The following is a 21,937-nucleotide window of genomic DNA, read 5'->3' on the forward strand; positions in this document are numbered from 1 at the left end:
ACACAATGAAACTCACCTTCGGACTCAGCACGATGGCTCTGATCGGCGGCCTTGCTGTCGCAGTCCCGGTATATGCACAAAGTCAGGCAGACCTGATCAAGCCCATTGACAGGGAGCTTACCCTCGTCTTCATCCCCAAGGTCATCCACCCTTGGTACGATGTTGTCGCCGAGGGCAGCAGGTTCGCGGCAGAGGAACTGGGCCAACGTGGCATCAAGGTCAACGTAATCTGGGATCAGCCGCCGCAGGCCGATGTTGTGGACCAGAACCAGCGCATCGAAGCCAATATAGGCCGCAGGCCCGACGGTCTATCGGTTGCCTGCCTTGATCAGGCCACCAATGTGCAGATGCTCAAGGAGGCCAAGGCCGCCGGTGTCAACACCTTCACCTTCAACTCGTTCTGTTCTGAAGAATTCCCCTTCGTCGGCCAGCGCGACAGCTATCAGGACGGCTATGACCTGGGGGCCTATCTGGTCGAGCACCTTGGCGGAGAGGGTGAAGTCGGCATTCTTTCTGGTAGCTTGACGGCGACGGATCATGTTGACCGCATCAAGGGTTTCAAGGAGGCGATCAAGGATCATCCCGGCATCCAAGTCGTGTTCGAGCAGCCCGACAACGACGTCCTGGAGGAAGCCGTCTCGCTGACCGAGAATGCGCTTCTGGCCCATCCCAACATCAAGGGGTTCTTCGCATCGAACGCGTCGAACCCGATCGGTGCGGCTCGGGCCATCCAGAATGCCGGAAAGGCGGGCGAAATTGCCATCGTCGGCATGGACGATCTGCCCGAGGCTGTCGATTTCGTATGCGATGGCACGATCACTGCACTGAAGGCGCAACGCCAATGGGACATCGGCTACTGGTCGGTGATCTACATGGTCGCCGCGAATGCAGGCCATACCTTCCCAATGGATCACAATACCGGATCGCGACTGATCACCAAGGCGGACTGCGACTGATCCCGCGCCGGGACCCAACCGCAGGCCGGGTCCCGAACTCCTTCTTTCTTTCACCCGATATGTCAGAGGCTCTGATGGTCAGTCCAATTTTCGAAGCTGTCGATATATCCAAGAGGTTCGGCCCGGTCCGCGCGCTGGACAGCGTGTCGATTGCGATCGGCGCTGGCGAATTGCATTCGATCATCGGTGAGAATGGCGCGGGAAAATCTACGCTGATGAACATCTTCTGCGGAAGGCTTCGCCCCGATACTGGCGAGATCAGGATCGACGGACAGCCGGTGCATCTTTCCTCGCCCAAACAGGCCAATGCGGCAGGCATCGCCATTGCCCCGCAGGAAATCAACCTGGTCCCCGAGCTGAGCGTCGCCGAAAACATCATGCTGGGCGCTCATCTTGGCGGCCGGGCGGTCATTGATTGGAAAGCCACCCGCATCGAGGCGGTCCGGCACCTGCACGAGGTCGATGACCAGATCGACCCGGCAGCCCGAGTCGGATCGTTGTCCAAGGCGCAGCAACAACTGGTCCAGATCGCGCGGGCGGCGGCGACGGATGCCCGCATACTGATCCTTGACGAACCGACGGCGACGCTGACGCATCGGGAAACAGAAAAACTCTTCGAATATATTCGCTCCTTCAAAGCGCGCGGCCACTCGATCTTCTATATCTCGCACCGGCTGGATGAGGTGAAGATGCTGTCCGAGCGCATCACCGCGCTTCGGGACGGTGCTCTGGCCGGGACGCTCGATCCCGTCACCGCGACGCGCGAGGAGATGGTGACGTTGATGGCGGGGAGGCCGCCGGGTGCGGCACGCAAACCTCGCCGCGATGTATCTGCGGATGCGCCGTTGGTCCTTGAAGTCGAGGGACTTTCGCGTCCCGGAGAATTCGATGATCTCAGATTCGATCTGCGCCGGGGCGAAATCCTCGGTGTCTCGGGCCTGATCGGGTCGGGGCGAACAGAAATGGCCAAATGTATCTTCGGTTTGACCAAGGCTGCGTCCGGTGAAATCCGCTATATGGGCAAACCGGTGAGGTTCCGCTCTCCCATTGAGGCGATCCAGGCGGGGCTGATCTATTTGCCGGAGGAGCGCAAGCAAGAGGGCATCTTCCCGCTTCTCTCGATTGTTGAGAATGCAGCGCTGCCCAGCATGGCTCGTTTTCGCGGTGCGCTGAAGATGCGCAACCGCGAGATGCTGGACGAGGTAAAGGACAGCCTTGCTGCGCTGAAGACAAAGTTTGGCAGCGCCAGCGATGCGATCACGACCCTGTCGGGCGGCAACCAGCAGAAGGTCATTATCGCCCGCTGGCTCATGCGCGGGGCCAAGGTTCTGATTATGGATGAGCCGACGCGCGGCATCGACGTGAATGCGAAATACGAAATCCAGGCCGTTCTGCGGCGCCTGACCGAAGAGCAGGGCCTGTCGATCATCATGATCTCGTCCGAGATGGAGGAGGTGCTTGATGTCGCCGACAGGATTCTCGTCATGCATGAAGGCCGGGGACGCGGAATCGTCCAGGCAAGGGCCGAGACGCAGGAATCGCTTCTGCGATTGGCGATGACCTGATCGCGGGCATCAGTTGATAGGTGGAAAATCATGAAAAGCACTTCCTCGACCGCAAAGCGGCCCTCGACCATTTCGCTGGCAAGGTTCTGGCAGTGGGAAGCCAGCGGCATTCTCGTGGCGCTTGTGGCATTGATTGCCCTTCTTGCGATCATGACCGACAGTTTCCTTTCGGCCTATAACATCTCGACGGTCGCCCGGCAGGCCGCCTTCGTCGGCTTGGTCGCTCTGGGGCAGACGTTGGTGCTGATGGTGGGGGGGATCGATCTTTCCGTCGGTGCGGCTGCAGGGTTGAGCGCCATTGTCGGGTCCATCGCCCTGACGCAATGGGGCATCCATCCGTGGCTGATCATTCCGCTGACGATGTGCTTCGGACTTCTACTTGGCTCGATCAACGGAATTTTCGTGGCGGGACTTGGGCTGAATCCCTTTATCGTCACACTGGCCACCTGGGAGATATTCGCGGGGCTGACCTTGGTCATCACCGGTGGCTATCCGGTCCGCCCGCTGGGCGAGGCCTTCGGTATCTTCGGCAAGGGCGCGATCTTTGGTGTCCCGGCTCCGGTCGTCATATTCTTGGTATCTGGGATGATTCTCATCTGGGTGCTGCGCCAAACCCGTTTCGGACGCAACATCTTTGCGCTTGGGGGCAACCGCGACGCAGCGGTTCTGGCCGGTATCCGGGTGCGTTGGGTCGAGTTCGCGACCTTCGCACTGGCCGGTATGTTCGCGGCACTGGCGGGCATCCTTTACGCCAGCCGGATGGATGCCGGCCAGCCATCGGTCGGCGAAGGCTGGCTTATGGGAGCGATCACAGCGGCAATTCTGGGCGGAACCAGCCTGCGCGGTGGGCAGGGTTCGATTATCGGCACGATACTGGGGGCGCTACTGCTTGCCGCGCTGGCCAACGGCACAGTGCTGCTGAATGTTTCCGGCTTCTGGCAGCGTGTTATCGTTGGGTTGGTCGTGCTGGTCGCAGTTCTTGTTGATCTGTTGCGCCGCCGGGGCAACTGAGGCAGGAAGGGGTAGGGCGATTTACCCCGAAACGTCCATGCTGGAAGGACCGTTGTCGCAAGTGCAGACCCCCGAAGTGAATGAGAATCTCAGAACACGTGTGGCCTGGCTCTACCACATGGAGGGCCTGACGCAGGATGAGGTTGCCGCGAAAGTCGGTATCAGCCGTTCGCGGGTTCTGCGAATTCTGTCCAATGCCCGTCATGACGGAACGGTGCAGATCCGCGTGACGACCAAACTGACGCGCTGTGTCGAACTGGAGCGTGAGCTTGAGACACGTTGGGGGCTGGGGCAGGCTATTGTCGTCCCCAACCCCCAGGACGAGGCTCAGCTGCGCGATATCATCGGCGCCGAGATTGGCAACTTTCTGTCGCAGAATCTGTCTGCGAACATGACGATTGGATTGGGCTGGGGCAAAACGCTCTCGGCGGCGGTGCGGGCCATCGTTCCCCGCAATCCAGATGGCATACGTGTACTGTCGTTGTTGGGTGGCCTTACCCGGGTAAGCGCCCAGAACCCCTCCGAATTCGCTTGGCGCGTGGCTGCGCGGCTAGGAGCCGAATGCCATATGATGGCCGGTCCGGTTTTCGCCCCGGATGAGCGGACGCGGGATGCCCTGGCAGGTCATGTGGGGATTCGTGATATTTTCTCGTCTGCGCGCGCGCTGGATATGGCGGTGATTTCTGTCGGCGATCTCACACCGCATTCGGTTTTCCGTGAATACGGCTTGCTGAGCGCGAATGAACTCGCGTCTCTGGAGGCTGCGGGAGCTATCGGCGATGCGCTTTGCCACTTCATAGATGCCGAGGGCAAGGTCGTCGATCACTCGGTCAATCGTCGGGTGCTGGCGGTCCATCCTGATGATTTGCGTAGCGCGAAGACCCTCGTTCTTGCTTCGGGCGGTTGGCAGAAGCACGCTGTCATTCGTGCCGGTCTGATTCGACTGCAGCCACAGGTGCTGATCGTAGATGAGCATGTCGCGGAGCGCTTGATTGCTGGCAGGTGAGTCCACAGTTTGCTGTTAGATTTCCGGTTTAAGCACCACCACGTTAAAACCGCCGACCTTTGCACTTCTCTATTCAACATTGCCGAGGCTCTGTTGCGTTAATCCGATGTAAAACTCACCTTGTGATCCAAGGTGGCAGCAGGGCTATATAAGCAGACCCGGACCTACACGGCGGAGAACCGGCCGGCATATAACGAAGCGCTCAAGCGCCGGAGGTCGTTGATGATTAGCTTCGATCCCACCATATGCTGGGATATGAACCGCGCCGGTTTGCCGGAGGCTCCAACTCCTGAGTCGGATGGAGCACCATGAGCAAGACGACGAATAAGTTTTCCCCTGAAGTGCGCAAACGTGCGGTGCGGCTGGTTCTCGACAATGAGGGGCAGCATGGATCGCAGTGCCAGGCGTTCCTGTTGATTTCCGCGACGATTGGTTGTGCGCCCAAGACCCTGAATGAATGGGTCAAGAAGGCCACGGTGGACAGCGGAGTTGTAAGGATCAAACAAGATCAATAAGCAAGATTCTGTGAAAACACCGTGAATTCAGAGTGCCGTGCCTACTAAATGGCACGGATCTGATCGACAGGAATATACCGCCTAATGTGGCAAGGTGTTACTTCCGAAGCTCTGCCTCGATTTCATCAAGGATTTTATCCTTGCCGATCCCGGTCAAGAATGCCAGTCCTTTGATAATTGGCTTCGTTACTGAGACGGAGATTGGTGTTGTCGATACGATGAAATCGACGTTGTCTACCAATGAGAGAACTTCAGTTGCCTTTGCTTGACGGGCGTCGAAGGAAAGTCCGCGTTTTTTCATTTCCTCAGTCACAGCCGCATTGACGGCGGTTGAAGTCGCCACGCCTGTTCCGCATACGAAAAGAATGGTCTTTTGCCTGGTCATGTCTGGATCTCCCCTTTTTAACCGATAATCGTACGTATGTCGTCGAAAGTTCTTGCCTGCTTTAAGGAGTCAAGTGCCGCCGGGTTTTGGATCGTTTCCATTATTTGTTGTAGTGTGGAGATCTGCTTGTCCTTGTCATCAATGGCAAGCAGAAATACTGTCCCGACGGATACCACTTCGTCGGGCTCTTCCATATTGGCGAACATTATCGGGGCAGTGAGGGTCGCCAAAGCTACGCCGGACCGCAAAACATGCTTCGGATCGGTATGTGGAATGGCAATACTATCCTCGCGACCCAGTGGTAGGCCAGTCGGCAAAATCTGCTCCCGTTCTACGACTGCGTCGGCATAGCTTTCTTTCACATAGCCAAGGGCATACAATCTCAAGGCCAGAAGCCTTATGATCTCTTCGCTTGTCGAAGCTGTTGTGTCAACGGCGGAGTAAAACCCGGCCACGCGGCGGCGCAAAAGTCTGCCAGTTAGCGGCACAAGCACGGAACGTCGGGAGGGCGTAGCCCGACCAGAGTTCCGTGCTTGTGCCGTTGGTATTTTTTGAAAGGGGTCAGCCGGCCTTTCGGGCGCGGCTTTGGGCGAGACGATAGCTCTGGCCATTCATTTCGAGAATGCTGACGTGGTGGGTCAGCCTGTCGAGAAGCGCGCCGGTGAGGCGTTCGGAGCCGAATGTCTCGGTCCATTCGTCAAAAGGCAGATTGCTGGTGATCAGGGTCGATCCGCGCTCGTAGCGTTGCGAGATCAGTTCGAACAGCAGCTCGGCGCCGGTCTTCGACAGCGGCACGAAGCCGAGTTCATCGATGATGAGCAGCTTGTATCCTGCCATCTGCTTCTGGAAGCGCAGCAGGCGGCGCTCGTCGCGGGCCTCCATCATCTCGCTGACCAGGGCCGCGGCGGTGGTGAAGCCGACGGACAGGCCCTTCTGGCAGGCGGCCAGACCAAGGCCGAGCGAGATGTGCGTCTTGCCCGTGCCACTGGGGCCGAGAGCAATAATGTTCTCGCGCCGCTCGATCCATTCGCACCGGGCCAGTTCCAGCACCTGCATCTTGTTGAGCTTCGGGATGGCCGTGAAGTCGAAGCTGTCCAGGCTTTTGACGGCCGGGAACCTGGCGGCCTTGATGCGCCGCTCGACCATCCGCCGTTCCCGGTCGATCAGTTCCAGTTCGACGAGCCGGGCGAGATATCGGACATGGTCCACGCCTTCCGCCGCACATTGCCGGGCCAGTTTCTGGTGTTCTCGCAGGAAGGTCGGCAGTTTCAGCGCCTTGAGGTGATGGGCAAGCAGGATTTCCGGGGCGTCGCTCATGCCACGCCCTCCGCATTGACAGACAGCAGCCGCATGTAGGAGCGGGCCTCGGTCTTCTCGACCGTTGCCCTGGGCAGGTAGGGATAGCAGTCCAGATCCAGCCGGGGTGGCCGGCGCTCCACCCGGCACAACAAGAGATGCTTCACCGCATCGAAGCCGATCGCCCCCATCTGCAGCGCCTGCCTCACGGCCGCATGCAGATCGGCCAGATCGAAGGTTTCCAGAAGCCGCAGGACCTGGACATATTCGCGTCGGCCGTGCCGGTTCATCCGTGCCTCCATCAGCCGGCGCAGGGTGGCGAACTCCTCTGGCAGGTCCCAGTCCTGCAATGGTGCCGCCTGATCCAACGCATTGATCTTCTGCTCGATCAGCGGAAGGTAATGGAGCGGGTCGAAGACGATCTCGTCGCGATCCCAGCACCGGGGATGGCGGGCGATCACTTCGCCCCGGCAGCCGATCACCACCTCATGGATATAGCCCCGGATCCAGACATCCTGATGGCCGTAGGCGACGGGCACCGAGTAATCGTTGGTCTTGTAGCGCACCAGCGATTGCGACGACACGCGGCCGGTCGCCTGATCGCAGGCATCAAAGGGCGCCGCCGGGAGCGGGCGCATCGCGGCGAGATCGCGCTGCAGTCGCTCGCCGATCGTTTCGCTCTCGCCGCGAAGGACATCGTGCTGACGCCGCTTGCAGCGCTCCTCCAGCCAGAGGTTGAATTCTTCCCAACTGGCGAACTCAGGCATCGGCACCATGAAGTTGCGGCGGCAATAGCCCACCAGGCCTTCGACATTGCCTTTGTCGTTCCCCTTGCCAGGGCGGCCATAGCGATCCCGGATCAGGTAATGCGACAGAAACCCGCTGAACAGCGCCGCCCGCTTGCGGGTGCCATCCGGCAGGATCTTCGCCACCAGGCAGCGGTCATTGTCGTAGACGATCGACTGCGGAACCGCCCCAAAAAAGGCAAAGGCATGGACATGACCGTCCACCCAGGCCTCGGCAACCGCCGCCGGATAGGCACGGACGTAGCAGGCGTCGCTATGCGGCAAGTCCAGCACGAAGAAATGCGCCTTCTGTTCGACACCTCCGATCCGAACCATTGCCTCGCCGAAGTCGGCCTGCGCGTGTCCTGGGGGATGCGCCAGCGGCACGAACACCTCCTGGCCCCGCCGCTCACGTTCCCGGATATAATCCTTGATGATCGTGTAGCCGCCGGTGAAACCGCATTCTTCGCGCAGACGGTCAAACACACGCTTCGCCGTATGCCGCTGCTTGCGCGGCATGGTCCGGTCCGCCTCCAGCCAACCCTCGATGATCGGGATGAACGGATCGAGCTTCGGGCGCCTGACCTCGGCCGTCCGCCGGTAGCCCGGAGGAACCGAGAACGTCATCATCTTTGCGACCGTGTCGCGCGATATGTTGAATGTCGTCGCCGCCTGACGCTGGCTCATACCAGCAGCACAGGCCTGACGAACCTTGAGATAGAGTTCCACGCTGTAGATCCTCCCATCCTCCCTGCAGCCGCAGAAAGGGAAAAGGTGGACGACTTTTACGCCGCCCGCAGCAGCACCATGCCGCCGCTAACGTGGACTAATTTCGCACCGCCATTCTCAACTACCTCCGCGGCACGCGGTTCCTGACCAGCGAGGCGCTTGCGGCGCTCGTCGACAACAGTCCGGAGAGCTTGAACCGGCGGAAAGACGTGTTCGCCGACTTGCTGGGAATCCGGCACCTCCGGGACGCCGAGCAGGCGAGTGGGAAGTACATCGCCGAACTTGCGCCGCTCTTGAAGGACTTGGACGCGCGGCGTAAAGCCCTGAGCGCGGAAGCCTCTCAGCTCCGTGCCGAGCTCAAAGACGCCGCCGCCGCGGCGAAGAATGCGGACGCCAGCCTAGCGGCGGCCGAAGACCTGTTGGCTCTTTCCGGCACCGGCCTGGACATCCCCGACCGGATCGAGGCCGCCGTCGGGGCGATCGCTAAGGGGCGCTCCGAACAGGCGCGGCGTTTCAAAGCCTTGGATGAGCTCGCGCCGGTTTGGTCGCGCAAGGCCGAGGTTGAGGCGCAGATCACCAACCTTCTTCCCTTGGAGACGGCGGCGGCCGAGACCTTTCTGTCGGCCCAAGACGATCGGAAGACCGCAGAGGAAGCTGTGATCGTGGCGGAGGCCGTTGTCCAGCTGGCCTCGACACAGGTTGGCCGGCTCGGCGCGGCCGAGGACGCGGTGGTCGCTCGTCTCGAAACCACACTGAGAGCGGCGGCGCTCGCAGAGCCTTACCTGACAATCACGCCAGCGACCCTCGCGAATCTTGTGGAGGCTGCGCCTGAGACGCGTTGGGATGCAACGACCAGAGCGGCGCGGCGCGCGCAACTCCGCGATGCCGTCAAGGCGGAGCCGCGCATCGATGCGATGCTCTCCGAACGCGCCCAGCTTACGGCCCGCCGTGGTGAGCTCGCCGCTCAGGTTGTCAGCCCTGAAGAGCTGCAACATTTGCGGAGCGTTGCCGAAGCGAGCGAAGCGGCGTCGTTGCAGGCGCGCGCTGATGCCGAGGCGCTCGCCGGCCCGCTTGCCACGCTGCAGTCGGCGGGCCGAATTGTGATCGATCATCAGCATGACGGCGATACCGATTGCCCGCTCTGCGGCCACGACTGGCAGGGGCGCGCCCAACTCGTTGCAGCGGTCGAGCGCACACTGAGCGCAGCGCCAGCAATGGTGGCGGCCGCCCGAAGGCTGGCGAGTAGCGCGGCATCGGCCGCAATCGCCGCGCGCAAGGCGGTCACTGACGCGATCCAAATCCAAAGCCAGGTCGCCACCCTCGATCGGGAGTCACAGGACTTGGAGCGTCGCCTCGACGCGGACCGACAGCTTCTGACCGCGCTCGACGCACCGTTGTCAGGATCAGACCGGCGGCGCTTCCTGGATTGGGCGGAGCGTCGCTTGGATCTCGGCGATGCGCTGGCGGCGTTGAGCGCCGCCCAGACCGAATATCAATCGATCGTCAGCGCAGACGGCCAACGCTTCCTAGATCACGCACTCCCGATTGCGAACCTGAGCGGTCGACTGACCCAGACCATCCTCGGCAGGCGTACGGTGTTGGAAGACATCTTGCGAACGGCGCTTGAAGGCTTGGGGCGCGCGCAAGCGACGCTCGCCGAAAAGGTCACGGTAGAGAGGACCCGGCAGACAGAGCTGGAATCGGTCCGCCGCGACAAGGCCGCAGCTGAACGTGAGCGCGCCACAATCTCCCAACTTTGGACGTCCGCGGCCGGCCAGGCTCCGTGGACAGCGGACGGGCTTGAGCGTTTGAGGGGCGAGGTCAAGGCGGGGATCGCCAAGCTTGATGCCGCCGACAATGAAGTGGCGGCCGCACGGGCTTCCTGGGATGTCGAAACCAAGCACACCAAGCTGGCGAAGATCGAAGCCGATCTGGCACCAATCACCGCGAGACATGCTCGCCTGAAGGCGAGCAGCAACGTCGCCGAGCGGCTCCAGAAAGCGTTTCGCGAGAACTACACGGCGACGAGCCAAGCCCAAGTCGGCGGCTTGAGCCGCGTCGTGAACGCGCTGTTCCTTCGGATGCACGCGAACCGTATTGTTGATCGGATCGATCTTGGCCAGTCGGAGTCATTCCTGCACTGGTTCGCAGATGCGGGGGTCGCGCAGCTCGACCCTGGTCGTGATTTCAGCCAGGGACAAAGGCAAGATCTCGCACTGGCACTGTTCCTTGCCCGGGCACGCGGGTTGGGTGGCACGTTCTTCCTGGATGAGCCCGTTGCGCATTTGGATGACCTCAATCGTGTAGGGCTCATGGACGTATTCCGCGCCGTTGCCATCGAGGGCGGCGGTCGGGTGAGACTTGTGATCACCACGTCAAGCCGCAACCTAGCGCGGCACATGGTCGAGAAATTCAGCGCAACCGGATCGGACGATCCGAAGAACCCCGCAATGCGCGTCATCGAGCTGACCGGCAACGGCCGTCTCGGTGTCAGTCAGCAGCAGGTTTACCCGATCGGCGCTTAGTTCTCCGCCCGCCACGGGTCGCAGGCAGTTTTTGCTGCGCCGCGCATGGATGACCCCTTTCCCGGGTTTTCTGCGGATGCCATGCCGCATAGCGGTCAGGCGGCTTCCCGCCCGATCTCACCTTGCCAGTTCATCGCCCTGCATCGGCTTCTTCCCCTTGCCAGCCCGCTTGAGGACGTCCAGCGCCTTGGGGATGTCGGCTCGCGCCGCCCGTTCCTCGAAATAGCTCTCCACCCGCAGGGCCGAGAGCTTCTCGGCCACGGCGACATTGATCAGCTGGTTCAGCGCCACGCCCTCGGTCTCGGCGACCTTGCGGGCCTCCTCCAGCAGCGAGGGTTGGAGCCGCAGCGCGAAATTGCTCTTTCTCATAGCCTCTTCTCCACTTTCCGCCACGCCGCGCCCGGCGCGAGGGTTTCTATCCCGAAGCGCTCGGCCACCTGGCCGAAATCGCGCAGGTTGAAGGTCACGATGGCATCGGCCCTTCCGTTCACCGCCGCCTCCAGCACCATGTCGTCGTTCTGGTCGCGCACGGCCGGCCGCCACAGGAAGGCCAGCCGCACCGGATCGACCACCGCCGCCACCGCGTCGAGCAGCACATTCACGTCCTCGACCGACAGGCCGGACGCCTCCAGATGCTCGGGCCGCGTCATCACCGCCTGATATTCGATCATCAGCGGCACCGAGGCCAGCATCGTGATCCGCCGCTCCAGCCCCGCCACCAGAAGTCGGCGGGAGGCCCCGGCATCGCTGCGGATCGCAGCTACCATGGTTGCGGTGTCCAGAATCAGTCTCATGCAGAGATATTGGATCGGTGGCAGGATATTGCAAGTGATATTGCTTTGATGCCGGTTCAGAGTTACCGTGGTTGCGGCTCGCAGAGGCCGACCGTCCTTTTTCTTTCTGTTCCTGCGCTGTGGTTCTCCGAGGCGGGATAAGGGTTTGGCGGAGAGGAAACCGCGTCGTTTCATGGCATTTCCCATCGAACAGAGAGGGGAAGGACATGGAAGGGAACGGTTCACCGGGACGGGCCGGAGGGATGCCGGCGAACGCCAACTGGGCGCCCGACGGGCGGGATGCGGGCACCGAGACCGATGCCGCCGAGCGGCTGGACGAGGTGGTGCTGATCATCGCCCGGCTGATCGGCAGGCGGATGGCGCGCGAGGATTACGACAAGGCCATGCGCGCCGCCAATGACAATGCGCCACCGGCCCGCGAGGGGGCAGGGCCGGTCACCGAGGACAAGGACTGACCGAACGGAGACCATCATGACCCGTGCCGCACTCTACGCCCGCTATTCCGACGACAAGCAGAGCGAGGCGTCCATCGAGGATCAGTTCCGGCTGTGCCGGGAGCATGCGGGACGGGAGCGCTGGCAGATCGTCGGCTCCTACGAGGATGCGGCGATCTCCGGCGCCAGCACGATCCTGCGGTCAGGCATCCAGCGGCTGATGCGCGATGCCCTGCACGGCGAGTTCAACATCCTGCTGGCCGAAGCGCTGGACCGCATCAGCCGCGACCAGGCCGATGTCGCCACGCTCTTCAAGCAGCTGAAATTCGCGGGCGTCAGCATCGTCACGCTGGCGGAGGGTGAGATCTCCGAGCTTCATGTCGGTCTGAAAGGGACCATGAATGCGCTGTTCCTGAAAGACCTCGCCATGAAAACCCACCGGGGTTTGCGGGGCAGGGTGGAGAAAGGCAAGGCGGGCGGCGGTCTTTGCTACGGCTACAGGGTGCTGAAGAAGCTCGACGGTAATGGCGAGCCGATCCGGGGCGACCGTGAGATCGTGCCCGAGGAGGCGGAGATCGTCCGGCGTATCTTCCGCGAGTTCGCCTCGGGCAAAAGCCCCAAGGCCATCGCCGTCGGTCTGAACCGGGAAGACATTCCGGGGCCGCTGAACCGCGCTTGGGGCGACAGCAGCATCCGGGGTCACCGCACGCGTGGCACCGGCATCCTCAACAACGAACTCTATGCGGGCGTGCTGGTCTGGAACCGCATGCGGTTCATCAAGGATCCCAGCACCGGCAAGCGGGTGTCGCGCCCGAACCCGGAATCTACATGGATCCGGACCGAAGTGCCGCATCTGCGCATCGTGGACGACGCATTGTGGAACGCGGTGCGCGAACGCCAGAAGCGGATCGCCGAAGCTTACGGCGCCGACAGACGGGAGGGCAGGGTGGCGCGGTTGCATCTGGCGAACCGGCCCGTTTCGCTCCTGTCCGGCCTGATGACCTGCGGATCCTGTGGCGGAAAGGTCGGCATGGTCCTCTCGGGCCGGTTTGGTTGCCTCAACCATCATCGGCGCGGCACCTGCAGCAACAACCGCACCATCCTGCGCGAGAAGCTGGAGGCGCGGGTTCTGGCCGGATTGCAGGACAAGCTGGTCTCGGCCGAGGCGGTCGAGGAGGCGGTGCGCGCCTATGTCGAGGAAACCAACCGGCTGAACCACCAGCGCCGCGCGCAGCAGGACACCGACCGCCGCGCGCTGGCGAAGATCGAGCGCGCCATTGCCGGGATCTTTTCGGCCATAGAGGACGGCATGTATCAGCCATCGATGAAGGCGCGGATGGACGATCTGGAGCGCCAGAAGGCCGAGATCGCCGCGCGCCTGGCGGAGGCGCCGGTGGACGTACCGGACGTTCACCCGAACGTGGCGACCAACTACAGCCGCAACGTCGCGCGCTTCGCCGAGGCCTTGAACGATCCCGATGGTGGCCGACAAGCGGCCGAGGCGCTGCGGTCACTGATCGGTCAGGTGATCCTCACGCCCGGAGAGAAGCGGGGCGAGGTCCATGCCGAGCTACGCGGCGAGTTGATGGGCATCCTCGGCATCGCCGCCATTCAGCCGGATGAGGGGCAAACCCGAGTTATGACAGCGGTAGTTGCGGGCCCCCGCAACCAAAGATAATTGCGAAACCTCCGTAGCACAAAGCGCGGAGGTTTTTGCGTTTCTACGCCCGGGCTTCCGCGATACCGCCATCCGACCCAGCAGGTTGTCCAGCGCCTCGGCCTCCGACAGGAAGTCGGGGTTCTTCTTGCCGGCAGCAAAGCGCAAGATGGCACCGAGATCGCCGCGCAGCACGATGGCCAGTTCGCCACCCTCCGGCACCAGCGTCACCTGGTCGACCAGCGAGCGCAGGATCTCCGCTGCCTGCGCGCGGCTGTCTTCGTGCTGCAGGTTCTCGGAAAGCTCCCCGATGCGTTGGGCATAAAGCGCCGCCATGTTCGGGTGCAGCAGGGGCGGCGGCTCGTCGGCATTGGCCAGTTTTGCGGTCAACTCGGCCTTGCGGGCTTCCAGCCGCTTCATGTCGTCGACGATGGCCTGGATCGGACCGCCGGCCTTCAGTGCCGCCAGCAGCTTCGACAGTTCCCGGTCGATACGGGGAAGCTCGTCGCGCATGGCGATCAGATCTGCGCCGCGCTCCATGCGCAGCCGGTTCACCTCTTTGGTGAACTCGGCGCAGAACTCGCGGAACAGCTCCGGCTCCATCAGGTGTTTCCTGAGCCCGTTCAGGATCGAGGCCTCGAGCGCGTCGCGGCGGATGTTGACCCGGTTGTCGCAGGTGCCCTTGTTGCGTGCCGTCGAGCAGCCCAGAAGATCCTTCGAGATCATCGAATAGCCGCCCCCGCAGCAGCCGCATTTGACCAGGCCGGCGAAGAGGTGCTTTGGGCGCCGCCGGTCGTTCAGCGGATTGCCTTCCGGCCGCGTGCGGGTCGAGAAGGCGAGTTCGCCCTGCCGCGCCTTGACCGCGTCCCAGAGGTTTTGGTCGACGATGCGCAGGTCGGGCACGTCCTAGATCACCCATTCGCTTTCCGGGTTGAGCCGCGAGACCCGGCGACCGGTGTCGGGATCCTTGACGAAGGACTGCCGGTTCCAGACCAGCCGGCCGACATAAAGCTCGTTGTTCAGAATCCCGGTGCCGCGTTCGCGGTTGCCATGGATGGTCGACGGCCCCCATTCCCGGCCCATCGGACCGGGCACGCCCTCGCGGTTCAGCGTCATGGCGATGGTGCGCGACGACAGCCCGGCGTTGTATTCGGTAAAGATGCGGCGGATGACGGCGGCCTGCGCCGCGTTGATGGTGCGGTCGCCGCGGATCGGCTCGCTGTGGGCGTCGAACTTCTTGACCACGTCGTAGCCGTAGGAGTTGCCGCCGCCGGACTTGCCGTCCTCGACCCGGCCACGCAGGCCCCGGCGGGTCTTGGCGGCCAGGTCCTTGATGAACAGCGCGTTCATTGTGCCCTTGAGGCCGATATGCATCTCATCGATGCGGCCCTCGGCCAGGGTCTCGATGGCCACGCCGGCGAAGGTCAGGTTCTGGTAAAGCGCCGCGATATCGGCCTGGTTGCGGCTGAGCCGGTCGAGGGCTTCCGAGATCACGACGTCGAAGCGCCGCTCGCGGGCATCCTGTTGCAGGCGCTGGATGCCGGGACGCATCAGCGAGGCGCCGGAGGTGGCGGCGTCCTCGTAGCTGCCGACGATCTGCCAGCCGGCGCGGGCGGCGCGTTCGCGGCAGAGCCGGATCTGGTCCTCGATCGACGAGGCCGATTGCAGGTCGGAGGAGTAGCGGGCGTAGATGACGGCGCGCAGGGTCATGGGCGGATCTCCGTGCGGAGGGGCAGGTCAATCGTCAGGCGCGCCGCGTTCGGCGGCGCGATCGGCGCGGGCGGCATCGCGGGCGAGCGCCCGGATGAGGGCGAGCAATTGGTCGTGATGCGGCGCGGGCTGCCGATTCCCGGCAAGGGCTTTGTCGGTGGTGTCAGCCGAAGGGGCCGAAGCAGAGGGGCCGGGAGAGGCCGAAGCGGCGGCCGCTTTTGCGGCGCCGTCCTTCCTGGCAATATCTCTCCGGTCTCGCACCATGGGCCGAGTTTCTCCCTGCGCCTGAGGGCAAGGCCCGTCGGCGTTCGATGATGATGATTCTGGGCGGGGATGAGCCCGCTGCTGCTCAGATGATCATAGGGCATGGGCACGGCTCTCTCAGGGCAAAACACGGCTCTCGTGTCATGTGAATGTGGATAACCAGCTGAAAATACGGAAATCTCACTCTCAAGAGGGGCGGGCCGGAGATGACTGTCGTTCCTGGATTTGCGCGACCACCGCATCTGGACCGGCCCACGAGGCAATAGCCGGGCGAAGCGGAACATCGGGCGCGAATTATCCGGATTTTTGGAATGCGCTGGCGGGACAATGATGCCCTCCAGCACACCGTGCCAAAAGACAGCACTCCGGGCGCCGCTGTCCTTCTCGCTCCTGCTGCGAGTTTGCGGAAACGTCGGATGTATTCCGGGTCTTTTGATTTTTTGGTTCCTGGTCTTTGCGTTCTTTCTTTTTTATCCCGTGGACATGGAGTGGGCGGCGGGCAGGGCCCGCCGCTGGGAGTGCTGTCTTTGTTTTTAAGGTTTTGAACTGGCGGCTTTGCCGCTCTCTTTGGTTTTTTGTCTTATGTTTACGGGGAGCACGCTTTGATGGGGTGATGCGTGATCCTCGGGGGGTGTCTCCCCTCTGTCTCTATTGCGGTTGCGGCGCGGGGCGCGCGTCACGGTCTTCGTCCGGTGCAGCATTGTCCACACGCGCGAGCCAGTCCTGCACCTCGGCGCGGTCCATGTCGCGCGATGCCATCAGGGCTTCGGCCATCTCCTCGAGCAGATTGCGATGGACGCTGAGGATCCGGACAGCACGCTTCTCGGCAGCCTCCAGTTCGCGGCGCACACGGAAAAGCATGTCGGGGTCAAGGGCGAGCAGGGTCTCGGGATCGGCGGTCCAGACCGGGCCGTGGCCTCCCAACCCGTATCGCATCTGGATTCCCGAAGCGATGGCGGTGGCCATTGCCAGATCGGAGTCGGCGCTGCCGCCCGCACCGGCCGAAACATCGCCGAGGATCAGACGCTCGGCGGCACGCCCGGCCAGCAATTGCACCAGACGATCCTGCATGTCGCTGAGCAAGCCATGTTTGGCATTTGCATCGAACACCGTGCCGCCGCCGCCGTCGCGTCCCAGGAAAATACGGCGCACCGGGCCGAGGCGAAGGGGGGCGCAGGCGATGGCGTGACCGCATTCATGCAGAGCGACGCGGCGGTCGATGTCGGCGTCATGGGTGAGACGGAAGATCTGGTGCAGGTCATCCAGCGTCATGTCACGCTTTTGTCCCCGCGCCATTGTCTGCGTCTGCCGGATGACGGCATCGACATCGGCGGCGGAGCAACCGACGGCCCGCGCGGCGAGATCGCGCAGATCGGCCTCGCGCCAGTCCGGCAGGCAATGCCGGAAGACGCTGAACAGACCCTCGGCATCCGGCAGCGGCAGGGAGACTTTCATGTCGAAGCGACCGGCCCTGAGAACCGCCGGATCGATCAAGTCCGGGTGATTGCAGGTGCCGACCGAGGGGGCTTTGGTGCGCGCATCACGAAAAGTCCGACGCATCTCGCGCAGCATGTCGCCGAGATGGCCTGCGGCTTGCCATTCGCCGAAGGTGCCGGTCACGACGCTGAACCCTGCGCTGTTGCCCATCGCGCGGGCGATCCAACTCTTGCCGGTGCCGGGCGGCCCGTAAAGCAGCAGCGTCCGCGTCAGGTCCGGCCAGGCGACCTCGCCGGTCTTCCAGCCGCGCAGGTCGCGCACGATCTGGCGCGCCGCGCGAAGTGCCGGACTGTCGCCGTGGATATCCTCGAGCCAGGGGGCCTGCGCGCCTATTGCGAGCAGTTCACCCAAAGCTACACCGAATGGTGGGACGACCTGGGCAAGCCGCAGCTGACGCCCGCGACCATCGACAGGCTGGTCGAGGGCCTGGCCGAGGAAATCGACGGCCGCGACTACGCCACCTTGCGCCGGCAGCGCGACGACCAGCTGGTCGCGGTCCTCAAGGCGCTTGGCGAGACCCGCAAGACGCCTGCCGCCCCCGAACACGCCTAGAGACCGACAGGAGATCCCATGAAACGCAAAATCGTCCTGACCTGTGCCGTGACCGGCGACGGGCCGATCCACCCCCGCTTTCCGAACTATCCGGTCACGCCCGCCCAAATCGCGGATGCCTGCATCGAGGCCGCCGATGCGGGCGCCTCGGTGGTGCATATCCACGGCCGCGACCCGGAAACCGGCCTCGGCAACCGCTCGCCCGAGATCTTTCGCGAGATCGTCCAGCGCGTCCGCGAAAGGAACGACCGCGTGGTCATCAACCTGACCACCGGCATGGGCGCCACCTTCGTGCCGGATCCCGCAGACGAGGCCCTGGCCCATCCGACCACCGATGTCGCGAGTGCCGTCGAGCGCGTCGGCCATGTGCTGGAGAACCGGCCCGAGCTTTGCACGCTGGACGTGACCACGATGAACCTGGAAGGCGGCATCGCCGGGGCGCCGGACTGCATCTTCATGAACACGCCCGGCACGCTGAACCGCATGGCGCAGCTGATCCGCGAAGGCGGCGTCAAGCCCGAGATCGAGGTCTTCAACCCCGGCGACATCCTGCTGGCGCGGCGGATGATCGAGCAGGGGCTGATCGACCCGGCGCCGCTGTTCCAGATCTGCCTCGGCGTCAAATGGTCCGCGCCCGCCGATGCCAAGACGCTGATCTACATGAAGGAACTGCTGCCCGAGGGCGCGTCGTGGAGCGCCTTCGGCATCTCGCGCTGGCAAATGGACATCGTGGCGCTGTCCACGATCCTGGGCGGCCATTGCCGGGTGGGGCTCGAGGACAACATCTACCTGGAACGCGGCGTCTTCGCCACCAACGGCCAGCTGGTCGAGCGCGCCGCCCGGATCATCGCCGACCTGGGCTGCGAGGTCGCCACCCCGGACGAGGCGCGCGCCATCCTGGGCCTCGATGCGCTTGCCGAAAAACGCCTGGCGGGCTGAGGAGATGCGCTTTCCCGTTCCGCTCAATGCGGTGGTCGCGCATCGCTGGCATTGCGATCATTTCGGCCATCTGAACGCCCGCCATTACGCGGCCGCCTTCGACGACGCGACCTTCGTGTTTTGGAGCGGCCTTGGCTTCCGGCCTGACTCTGACAGTCCGATGCCGGTCACGTTGGAGGTGAAGATCAGTTTCCGCCAGGAAATTCCCGCCGGCAGCGTAGTCCGCATTGAGGCGCAGGTGAGCAAGGTTGGCAACAAATCTGTTGGCCTGACCTTTACTATGCGTGAAGCGGGCGGTGATGAACTGGCCATCTGTGAGGTGGTCGAGGTCTTTATACACCCAAAAAGCCGCCGGAGCTGTCCGATCCCTGCGGCCCTGCGGGCAGCTCTGTCGAAAGAGTCCCATTCACCGCCAGGTTGAGTAGCCCTTTGATCTGCATGGATACCCGGAGCATCTTCCTTCCAAGGCATTCGGAACCAAGGTCATGGGTAATCCCGAAGTGAGAAGACAGTCCAGCATGACGCTACGCCTGCTTATCCTGGCTTGTCTGACCAATGCGGTAATGGGGCTTCTCTATGTCTGGAGCCTGTTTCTCCTGTCGCTTGAGGCTGCGCTCGGGGCGCCGCGTTCAGCGCTTAGCCTGATTCCTGCGTTGGCACTCGTCACCTTTACTCTCGGCATGATGGTGCATGATCGGCTGCTCGCGGCATTGAGATTCCGAGCCTTTTCGCTGCTTGCCTTCGGCTTCGCAGGCGGCGGGCATCTTCTCTTTGCCTTCGACGGAGGCTACGCGGCGCTGCTGACTGGCTATGGTATGCTGTTCGGGCTGGGAGCGGGACTCGGCTATGGGCTGGCGCTCGCATTGGTGACCCGGCTACCCACCAGAGTTCGGAGCCTGGGTCTCGGGCTGGCGATGGCTGCCTTTGCGATCAGCGGGGTTGTTTTGTCGGGCCTCTTTGCCCAACCAATCCGTGAGACGGATCCGACCGCAGGCTTTCTGATCATCGGCCTCGCTATCCTCGCGGCAGGATCGGGGGTGACTGCCTTCCTGCCAACCCAGCCAGCGCGGCCAATGGCGGTGCAAGAGTGCGCGCGGCCGGCCGCAAAGCCTCGTCGCGGCGTGCGCGGTCCGACTGCAGCGCCGGGTCAGCCCGCTTCGCCAGATGATCGTAATAGGTGGACGGGGCGATCGGCAGCACGCTGCAGATCGGCTCGACCCGGTGTGTTTCCCGAAGCGTATCAATGAACGACACCATCACTTCAACCGGCGGTCGAGCTCCGCCATGGCAAAATACGCGCTCGCCTTGCGCAGGATCTCGTTGGCTTGCCGCAGCTCGCGGTTCTCGCGCTCCAGGGCCTTCAGCTTCGCGGCCATCTCGGTCGGGATCCCTGTGCCTTCCGCTGTCCACCTCTGCCTTCTTGACCCAGTCGTTCAACGTCTGCGCCGAGCAGCCGATCTTCGCTGCAATCGACATGATCGCCTGCCAGCGCGATGGATGCTGGGCCTCGTTGTCGAGAACCAGCCGCACGGCACGTCCGCGCACTTCAGGGGAAAACTTGCTCGTCGTCTTGCTCATGATGCTCCATCCCTGAACTTGGTCAACTCGATCGACGACGGATCGCGGCCCTTGTCGGACTCGCACCACATGCCAATGAGTTGGGACACCGCCGCGGTAAACGCAGTATATGGGGTGGACGTGCTGCGATCAGGCCGGCTCTCTATCTAGCAGCACTCACCGCCAGCAGGTTCGACCCGCGGGTTCCACGCCTTCAAAGAGCACTTCCTTGCGTCCGGAAAGGCCAGGAAGCTCGTCATCGTCGCTTGCGTGCGTAAATTCCTGACTGTGCTCAACGCGATGATGAGAACCGGAACGGACTACCGAGACGCAATCGCCTAAAACACAGTTCCTACTCAGGAGTTGGCGCCTCCGGCAAATCCGGCGCGGTTCACTGGCGCAGCCCCTCATTCGTCCAAATCCTGGGATTATCAAAACAAATTTTAGTCCCGCTGCAGCGGCGGATAGCCTCGTCCCCAGCAAACCGATGGAGGACGGATCCGATGACCGACGACATGCTTCATGTCATGGAATGGCACAATGGCGAGAAGGATTATTCCCCCTTCTCGGATGCCGAGATGCAGCGGCGCCAGGACGACATGCGCCGCTGGATGGCCGAGAACGGCGTCGATGCGACGCTGTTCACCTCGTATCATTGCATCAACTATTACTCGGGCTGGCTCTACTGCTATTTCGGCCGCAAATACGGCATGGTCATTACCCAGGATGCGGCGACGACGATCAGCGCCGGCATCGACGGCGGCCAGCCCTGGCGGCGCAGCTTCGGCAACAACGTCACCTATACCGACTGGCGGCGCGACAATTTCTATCGTGCGGTGCGGCAGCTGACCCCCGGCGTCAAGCGGCTGGGGATCGAGTTCGACCACGTCAACCTGGACTTCCGCCGCCAGCTGGAAGCGGCGCTGCCGGGGGTGGAGTTCGTCGATGTCGGCCAGCCCTCGATGTGGATGCGCTCGATCAAGTCGGCCGAGGAACACAAGCTGATCCGCGAGGGCGCCCGCATCTGCGACGTGGGCGGCGCGGCGGTGGCCGCGGCGGTCAAGGCGGGCGTGCCCGAGCACGAGGTCGCCATCGCCTCGACCAATGCCATGATCCGCGAGATCGCCGCCTCCTTTCCCTTCGTCGAACTGATGGACACCTGGACCTGGTTCCAGTCGGGCCTCAACACCGACGGCGCGCATAATCCGGTGACGAACAAGAAGATCAAGTCCGGCGAGATCCTGTCGCTGAACTGCTTCCCGATGATCTTCGGCTATTACACCGCGCTGGAACGCACGCTGTTTTGCGACAGCGTGGACGATGCGAGCCTGGACATCTGGGAAAAGAACGTGGCCGTGCATCGCCGCGGGCTGGAGCTGATCAAGCCCGGCGCGAAATGCAACGAGATCGCGCTGGAACTGAACGACATGTATCGGCAATGGGATCTTCTGAAATACCGCAGCTTCGGCTATGGCCATAGCTTCGGCGTGCTTTGCCATTATTACGGCCGCGAGGCGGGGGTCGAGCTGCGCGAGGACATCGAGACCGAGCTGAAGCCCGGCATGGTGGTCAGCATGGAGCCGATGGTCATGCTGCCCGAGGGCGCGCCCGGCGCCGGTGGCTATCGCGAGCATGACATCCTGATCGTGACCGAGGACGGGGCCGAGAACATCACCGGATTCCCCTTTGGTCCCGAGCATAACATCATCCGCAATTGACCCGGCTGCGGGCAGGAAAGGGGCGGGCCCGCGATTGCGGGC

General features: G+C 62.8%; 21 protein-coding genes, 3 pseudogenes and 1 other annotated feature. Of the genes and pseudogenes, 14 read left to right on the forward strand and 10 right to left on the reverse strand.

Going from position 1 to position 21,937, the window contains the following annotated elements:
- The first annotated feature begins 5 nt into the window (after nucleotides 1-5).
- The 5 genes and pseudogenes from E3U25_RS02060 to E3U25_RS02080 form a co-directional block, all read left to right on the forward strand.
- A complete protein-coding gene (locus E3U25_RS02060) occupies nucleotides 6-956 on the forward strand; it encodes a substrate-binding domain-containing protein (protein WP_116221344.1) in 951 nt (316 codons plus the stop codon).
- Nucleotides 957-1,030: 74 nt separating this feature from the next.
- Nucleotides 1,031-2,521: a sugar ABC transporter ATP-binding protein gene (locus E3U25_RS02065; protein ID WP_116221343.1), complete on the forward strand. Its 1,491-nt coding sequence runs from the start codon at nucleotides 1,031-1,033 to the stop codon at nucleotides 2,519-2,521.
- Nucleotides 2,522-2,551: 30 nt separating this feature from the next.
- Nucleotides 2,552-3,532 carry an ABC transporter permease gene (locus tag E3U25_RS02070; protein ID WP_116221342.1) on the forward strand — a complete coding sequence of 327 codons (981 nt, stop codon included), beginning with the start codon at nucleotides 2,552-2,554 and terminating at the stop codon, nucleotides 3,530-3,532.
- 37 nt (nucleotides 3,533-3,569) lie between these two features.
- Nucleotides 3,570-4,538 carry a sugar-binding transcriptional regulator gene (locus E3U25_RS02075; protein ID WP_116221341.1) on the forward strand — a complete coding sequence of 323 codons (969 nt, stop codon included), beginning with the start codon at nucleotides 3,570-3,572 and terminating at the stop codon, nucleotides 4,536-4,538.
- A 308-nt stretch (nucleotides 4,539-4,846) separates the two neighbouring features.
- Nucleotides 4,847-5,026: pseudogene (locus tag E3U25_RS02080) on the forward strand (transposase); the annotation flags it as partial.
- A 124-nt stretch (nucleotides 5,027-5,150) separates the two neighbouring features.
- Here the strand turns inward: E3U25_RS02080 and E3U25_RS02085 are convergent.
- The 4 genes from E3U25_RS02085 to istA all read right to left on the reverse strand — a co-directional run bounded on the left by E3U25_RS02085 (nucleotide 5,151) and on the right by istA (nucleotide 8,248).
- A complete protein-coding gene (locus E3U25_RS02085; RefSeq protein WP_116221339.1) occupies nucleotides 5,151-5,438 on the reverse strand; it encodes a PTS sugar transporter subunit IIB in 288 nt (95 codons plus the stop codon).
- A 17-nt stretch (nucleotides 5,439-5,455) separates the two neighbouring features.
- Nucleotides 5,456-5,905, reverse strand: a complete 450-nt coding sequence (locus tag E3U25_RS02090; RefSeq protein WP_425355726.1) for a PTS sugar transporter subunit IIA — start codon at nucleotides 5,903-5,905, stop codon at nucleotides 5,456-5,458.
- Nucleotides 5,906-5,999: 94 nt separating this feature from the next.
- Nucleotides 6,000-6,755 (reverse strand): IS21-like element ISPve1 family helper ATPase IstB, encoded by a 756-nt coding sequence (istB, locus tag E3U25_RS02095; RefSeq protein ID WP_116220987.1) that lies wholly within the window; start codon nucleotides 6,753-6,755, stop codon nucleotides 6,000-6,002.
- Complete coding sequence (gene istA, locus E3U25_RS02100; protein WP_116220988.1) at nucleotides 6,752-8,248, reverse strand: IS21-like element ISPve1 family transposase; 1,497 nt, start codon at nucleotides 8,246-8,248, stop codon at nucleotides 6,752-6,754. The genes istB and istA overlap by 4 nt, the downstream gene beginning before the upstream one ends.
- A 209-nt stretch (nucleotides 8,249-8,457) precedes the next feature.
- On the opposite strand from istA, the gene E3U25_RS02105 reads away from it, so the two are divergent.
- Entirely contained in the window at nucleotides 8,458-10,773 is a 2,316-nt protein-coding gene (locus E3U25_RS02105) for a coiled-coil domain-containing protein (RefSeq protein ID WP_281029265.1), read from the forward strand.
- Between the two features lie 117 nt (nucleotides 10,774-10,890).
- On the opposite strand, the gene E3U25_RS02110 is transcribed toward E3U25_RS02105, so the two are convergent.
- Entirely contained in the window at nucleotides 10,891-11,142 is a 252-nt protein-coding gene (locus E3U25_RS02110; protein WP_116221336.1) for a toxin-antitoxin system HicB family antitoxin, read from the reverse strand.
- Complete coding sequence (locus E3U25_RS02115; protein WP_116221335.1) at nucleotides 11,139-11,567, reverse strand: putative toxin-antitoxin system toxin component, PIN family; 429 nt, start codon at nucleotides 11,565-11,567, stop codon at nucleotides 11,139-11,141. Before E3U25_RS02115 ends, E3U25_RS02110 begins: the two co-directional genes overlap by 4 nt.
- Before the next feature lie 242 nt (nucleotides 11,568-11,809).
- On the opposite strand from E3U25_RS02115, the gene E3U25_RS02120 reads away from it, so the two are divergent.
- Together E3U25_RS02120 and E3U25_RS02125 are read left to right on the forward strand one after the other, a co-directional pair.
- On the forward strand, nucleotides 11,810-12,022 hold the full coding sequence (locus E3U25_RS02120) for a hypothetical protein (RefSeq protein WP_116221334.1): 213 nt from the start codon (nucleotides 11,810-11,812) through the stop codon (nucleotides 12,020-12,022).
- Nucleotides 12,023-12,038: 16 nt separating this feature from the next.
- Nucleotides 12,039-13,679 (forward strand): recombinase family protein, encoded by a 1,641-nt coding sequence (locus tag E3U25_RS02125; protein ID WP_116221333.1) that lies wholly within the window; start codon nucleotides 12,039-12,041, stop codon nucleotides 13,677-13,679.
- On the opposite strand, the pseudogene E3U25_RS02130 reads toward E3U25_RS02125, so the two are convergent.
- The 3 genes and pseudogenes from E3U25_RS02130 to E3U25_RS02140 form a co-directional block, all read right to left on the reverse strand.
- Nucleotides 13,572-15,362 (reverse strand): annotated as a pseudogene (locus E3U25_RS02130) (recombinase family protein). The gene E3U25_RS02125 and the pseudogene E3U25_RS02130 sit on opposite strands and share 108 nt — an antisense overlap.
- 33 nt (nucleotides 15,363-15,395) lie before the next feature.
- Nucleotides 15,396-15,632 carry a hypothetical protein gene (locus E3U25_RS02135; RefSeq protein WP_140849445.1) on the reverse strand — a complete coding sequence of 79 codons (237 nt, stop codon included), beginning with the start codon at nucleotides 15,630-15,632 and terminating at the stop codon, nucleotides 15,396-15,398.
- A gap of 648 nt (nucleotides 15,633-16,280) precedes the next feature.
- A complete protein-coding gene (locus E3U25_RS02140) occupies nucleotides 16,281-17,390 on the reverse strand; it encodes an AAA family ATPase (RefSeq protein WP_244294999.1) in 1,110 nt (369 codons plus the stop codon).
- A gap of 36 nt (nucleotides 17,391-17,426) precedes the next feature.
- Here E3U25_RS02140 and E3U25_RS02145 point away from each other — a divergent pair, with 36 nt between their 5' ends.
- From E3U25_RS02145 to E3U25_RS24955, 4 genes are all read left to right on the forward strand, one after another.
- Nucleotides 17,427-17,681 (forward strand): hypothetical protein, encoded by a 255-nt coding sequence (locus E3U25_RS02145; protein WP_147304478.1) that lies wholly within the window; start codon nucleotides 17,427-17,429, stop codon nucleotides 17,679-17,681.
- A gap of 18 nt (nucleotides 17,682-17,699) precedes the next feature.
- The gene (locus E3U25_RS02150) at nucleotides 17,700-18,620 is read left to right on the forward strand and encodes a beta-keto acid cleavage family enzyme (protein ID WP_116221332.1); all 921 of its coding nucleotides are present in this window, start codon (nucleotides 17,700-17,702) and stop codon (nucleotides 18,618-18,620) included.
- A 4-nt stretch (nucleotides 18,621-18,624) separates the two neighbouring features.
- Entirely contained in the window at nucleotides 18,625-19,041 is a 417-nt protein-coding gene (locus E3U25_RS02155) for an acyl-CoA thioesterase (protein WP_166435436.1), read from the forward strand.
- A gap of 97 nt (nucleotides 19,042-19,138) precedes the next feature.
- Nucleotides 19,139-19,867 (forward strand): MFS transporter, encoded by a 729-nt coding sequence (locus E3U25_RS24955; RefSeq protein WP_370362699.1) that lies wholly within the window; start codon nucleotides 19,139-19,141, stop codon nucleotides 19,865-19,867.
- Nucleotides 19,803-19,919 (reverse strand) — a sequence feature (AL1L pseudoknot). (Overlaps the previous gene by 65 nt.)
- Before the next feature lie 99 nt (nucleotides 19,920-20,018).
- Here E3U25_RS24955 and E3U25_RS24960 read toward each other — a convergent pair.
- Nucleotides 20,019-20,198 (reverse strand): annotated as a pseudogene (locus tag E3U25_RS24960) (transposase); the annotation flags it as partial.
- An 80-nt stretch (nucleotides 20,199-20,278) separates the two neighbouring features.
- Between E3U25_RS24960 and E3U25_RS24965 the strand changes: the two are divergent.
- Together E3U25_RS24965 and E3U25_RS02165 are read left to right on the forward strand one after the other, a co-directional pair.
- On the forward strand, nucleotides 20,279-20,455 hold the full coding sequence (locus E3U25_RS24965; protein WP_425355722.1) for a hypothetical protein: 177 nt from the start codon (nucleotides 20,279-20,281) through the stop codon (nucleotides 20,453-20,455).
- Nucleotides 20,456-20,680: 225 nt separating this feature from the next.
- Nucleotides 20,681-21,895, forward strand: a complete 1,215-nt coding sequence (locus tag E3U25_RS02165; RefSeq protein ID WP_116221329.1) for a M24 family metallopeptidase — start codon at nucleotides 20,681-20,683, stop codon at nucleotides 21,893-21,895.
- The last annotated feature ends 42 nt before the right edge of the window (nucleotides 21,896-21,937 follow it).

It is taken from the genome of Paracoccus versutus, from assembly GCF_029909795.1.
Taxonomy (GTDB): Bacteria; Pseudomonadota; Alphaproteobacteria; order Rhodobacterales; family Rhodobacteraceae; genus Paracoccus; species Paracoccus versutus.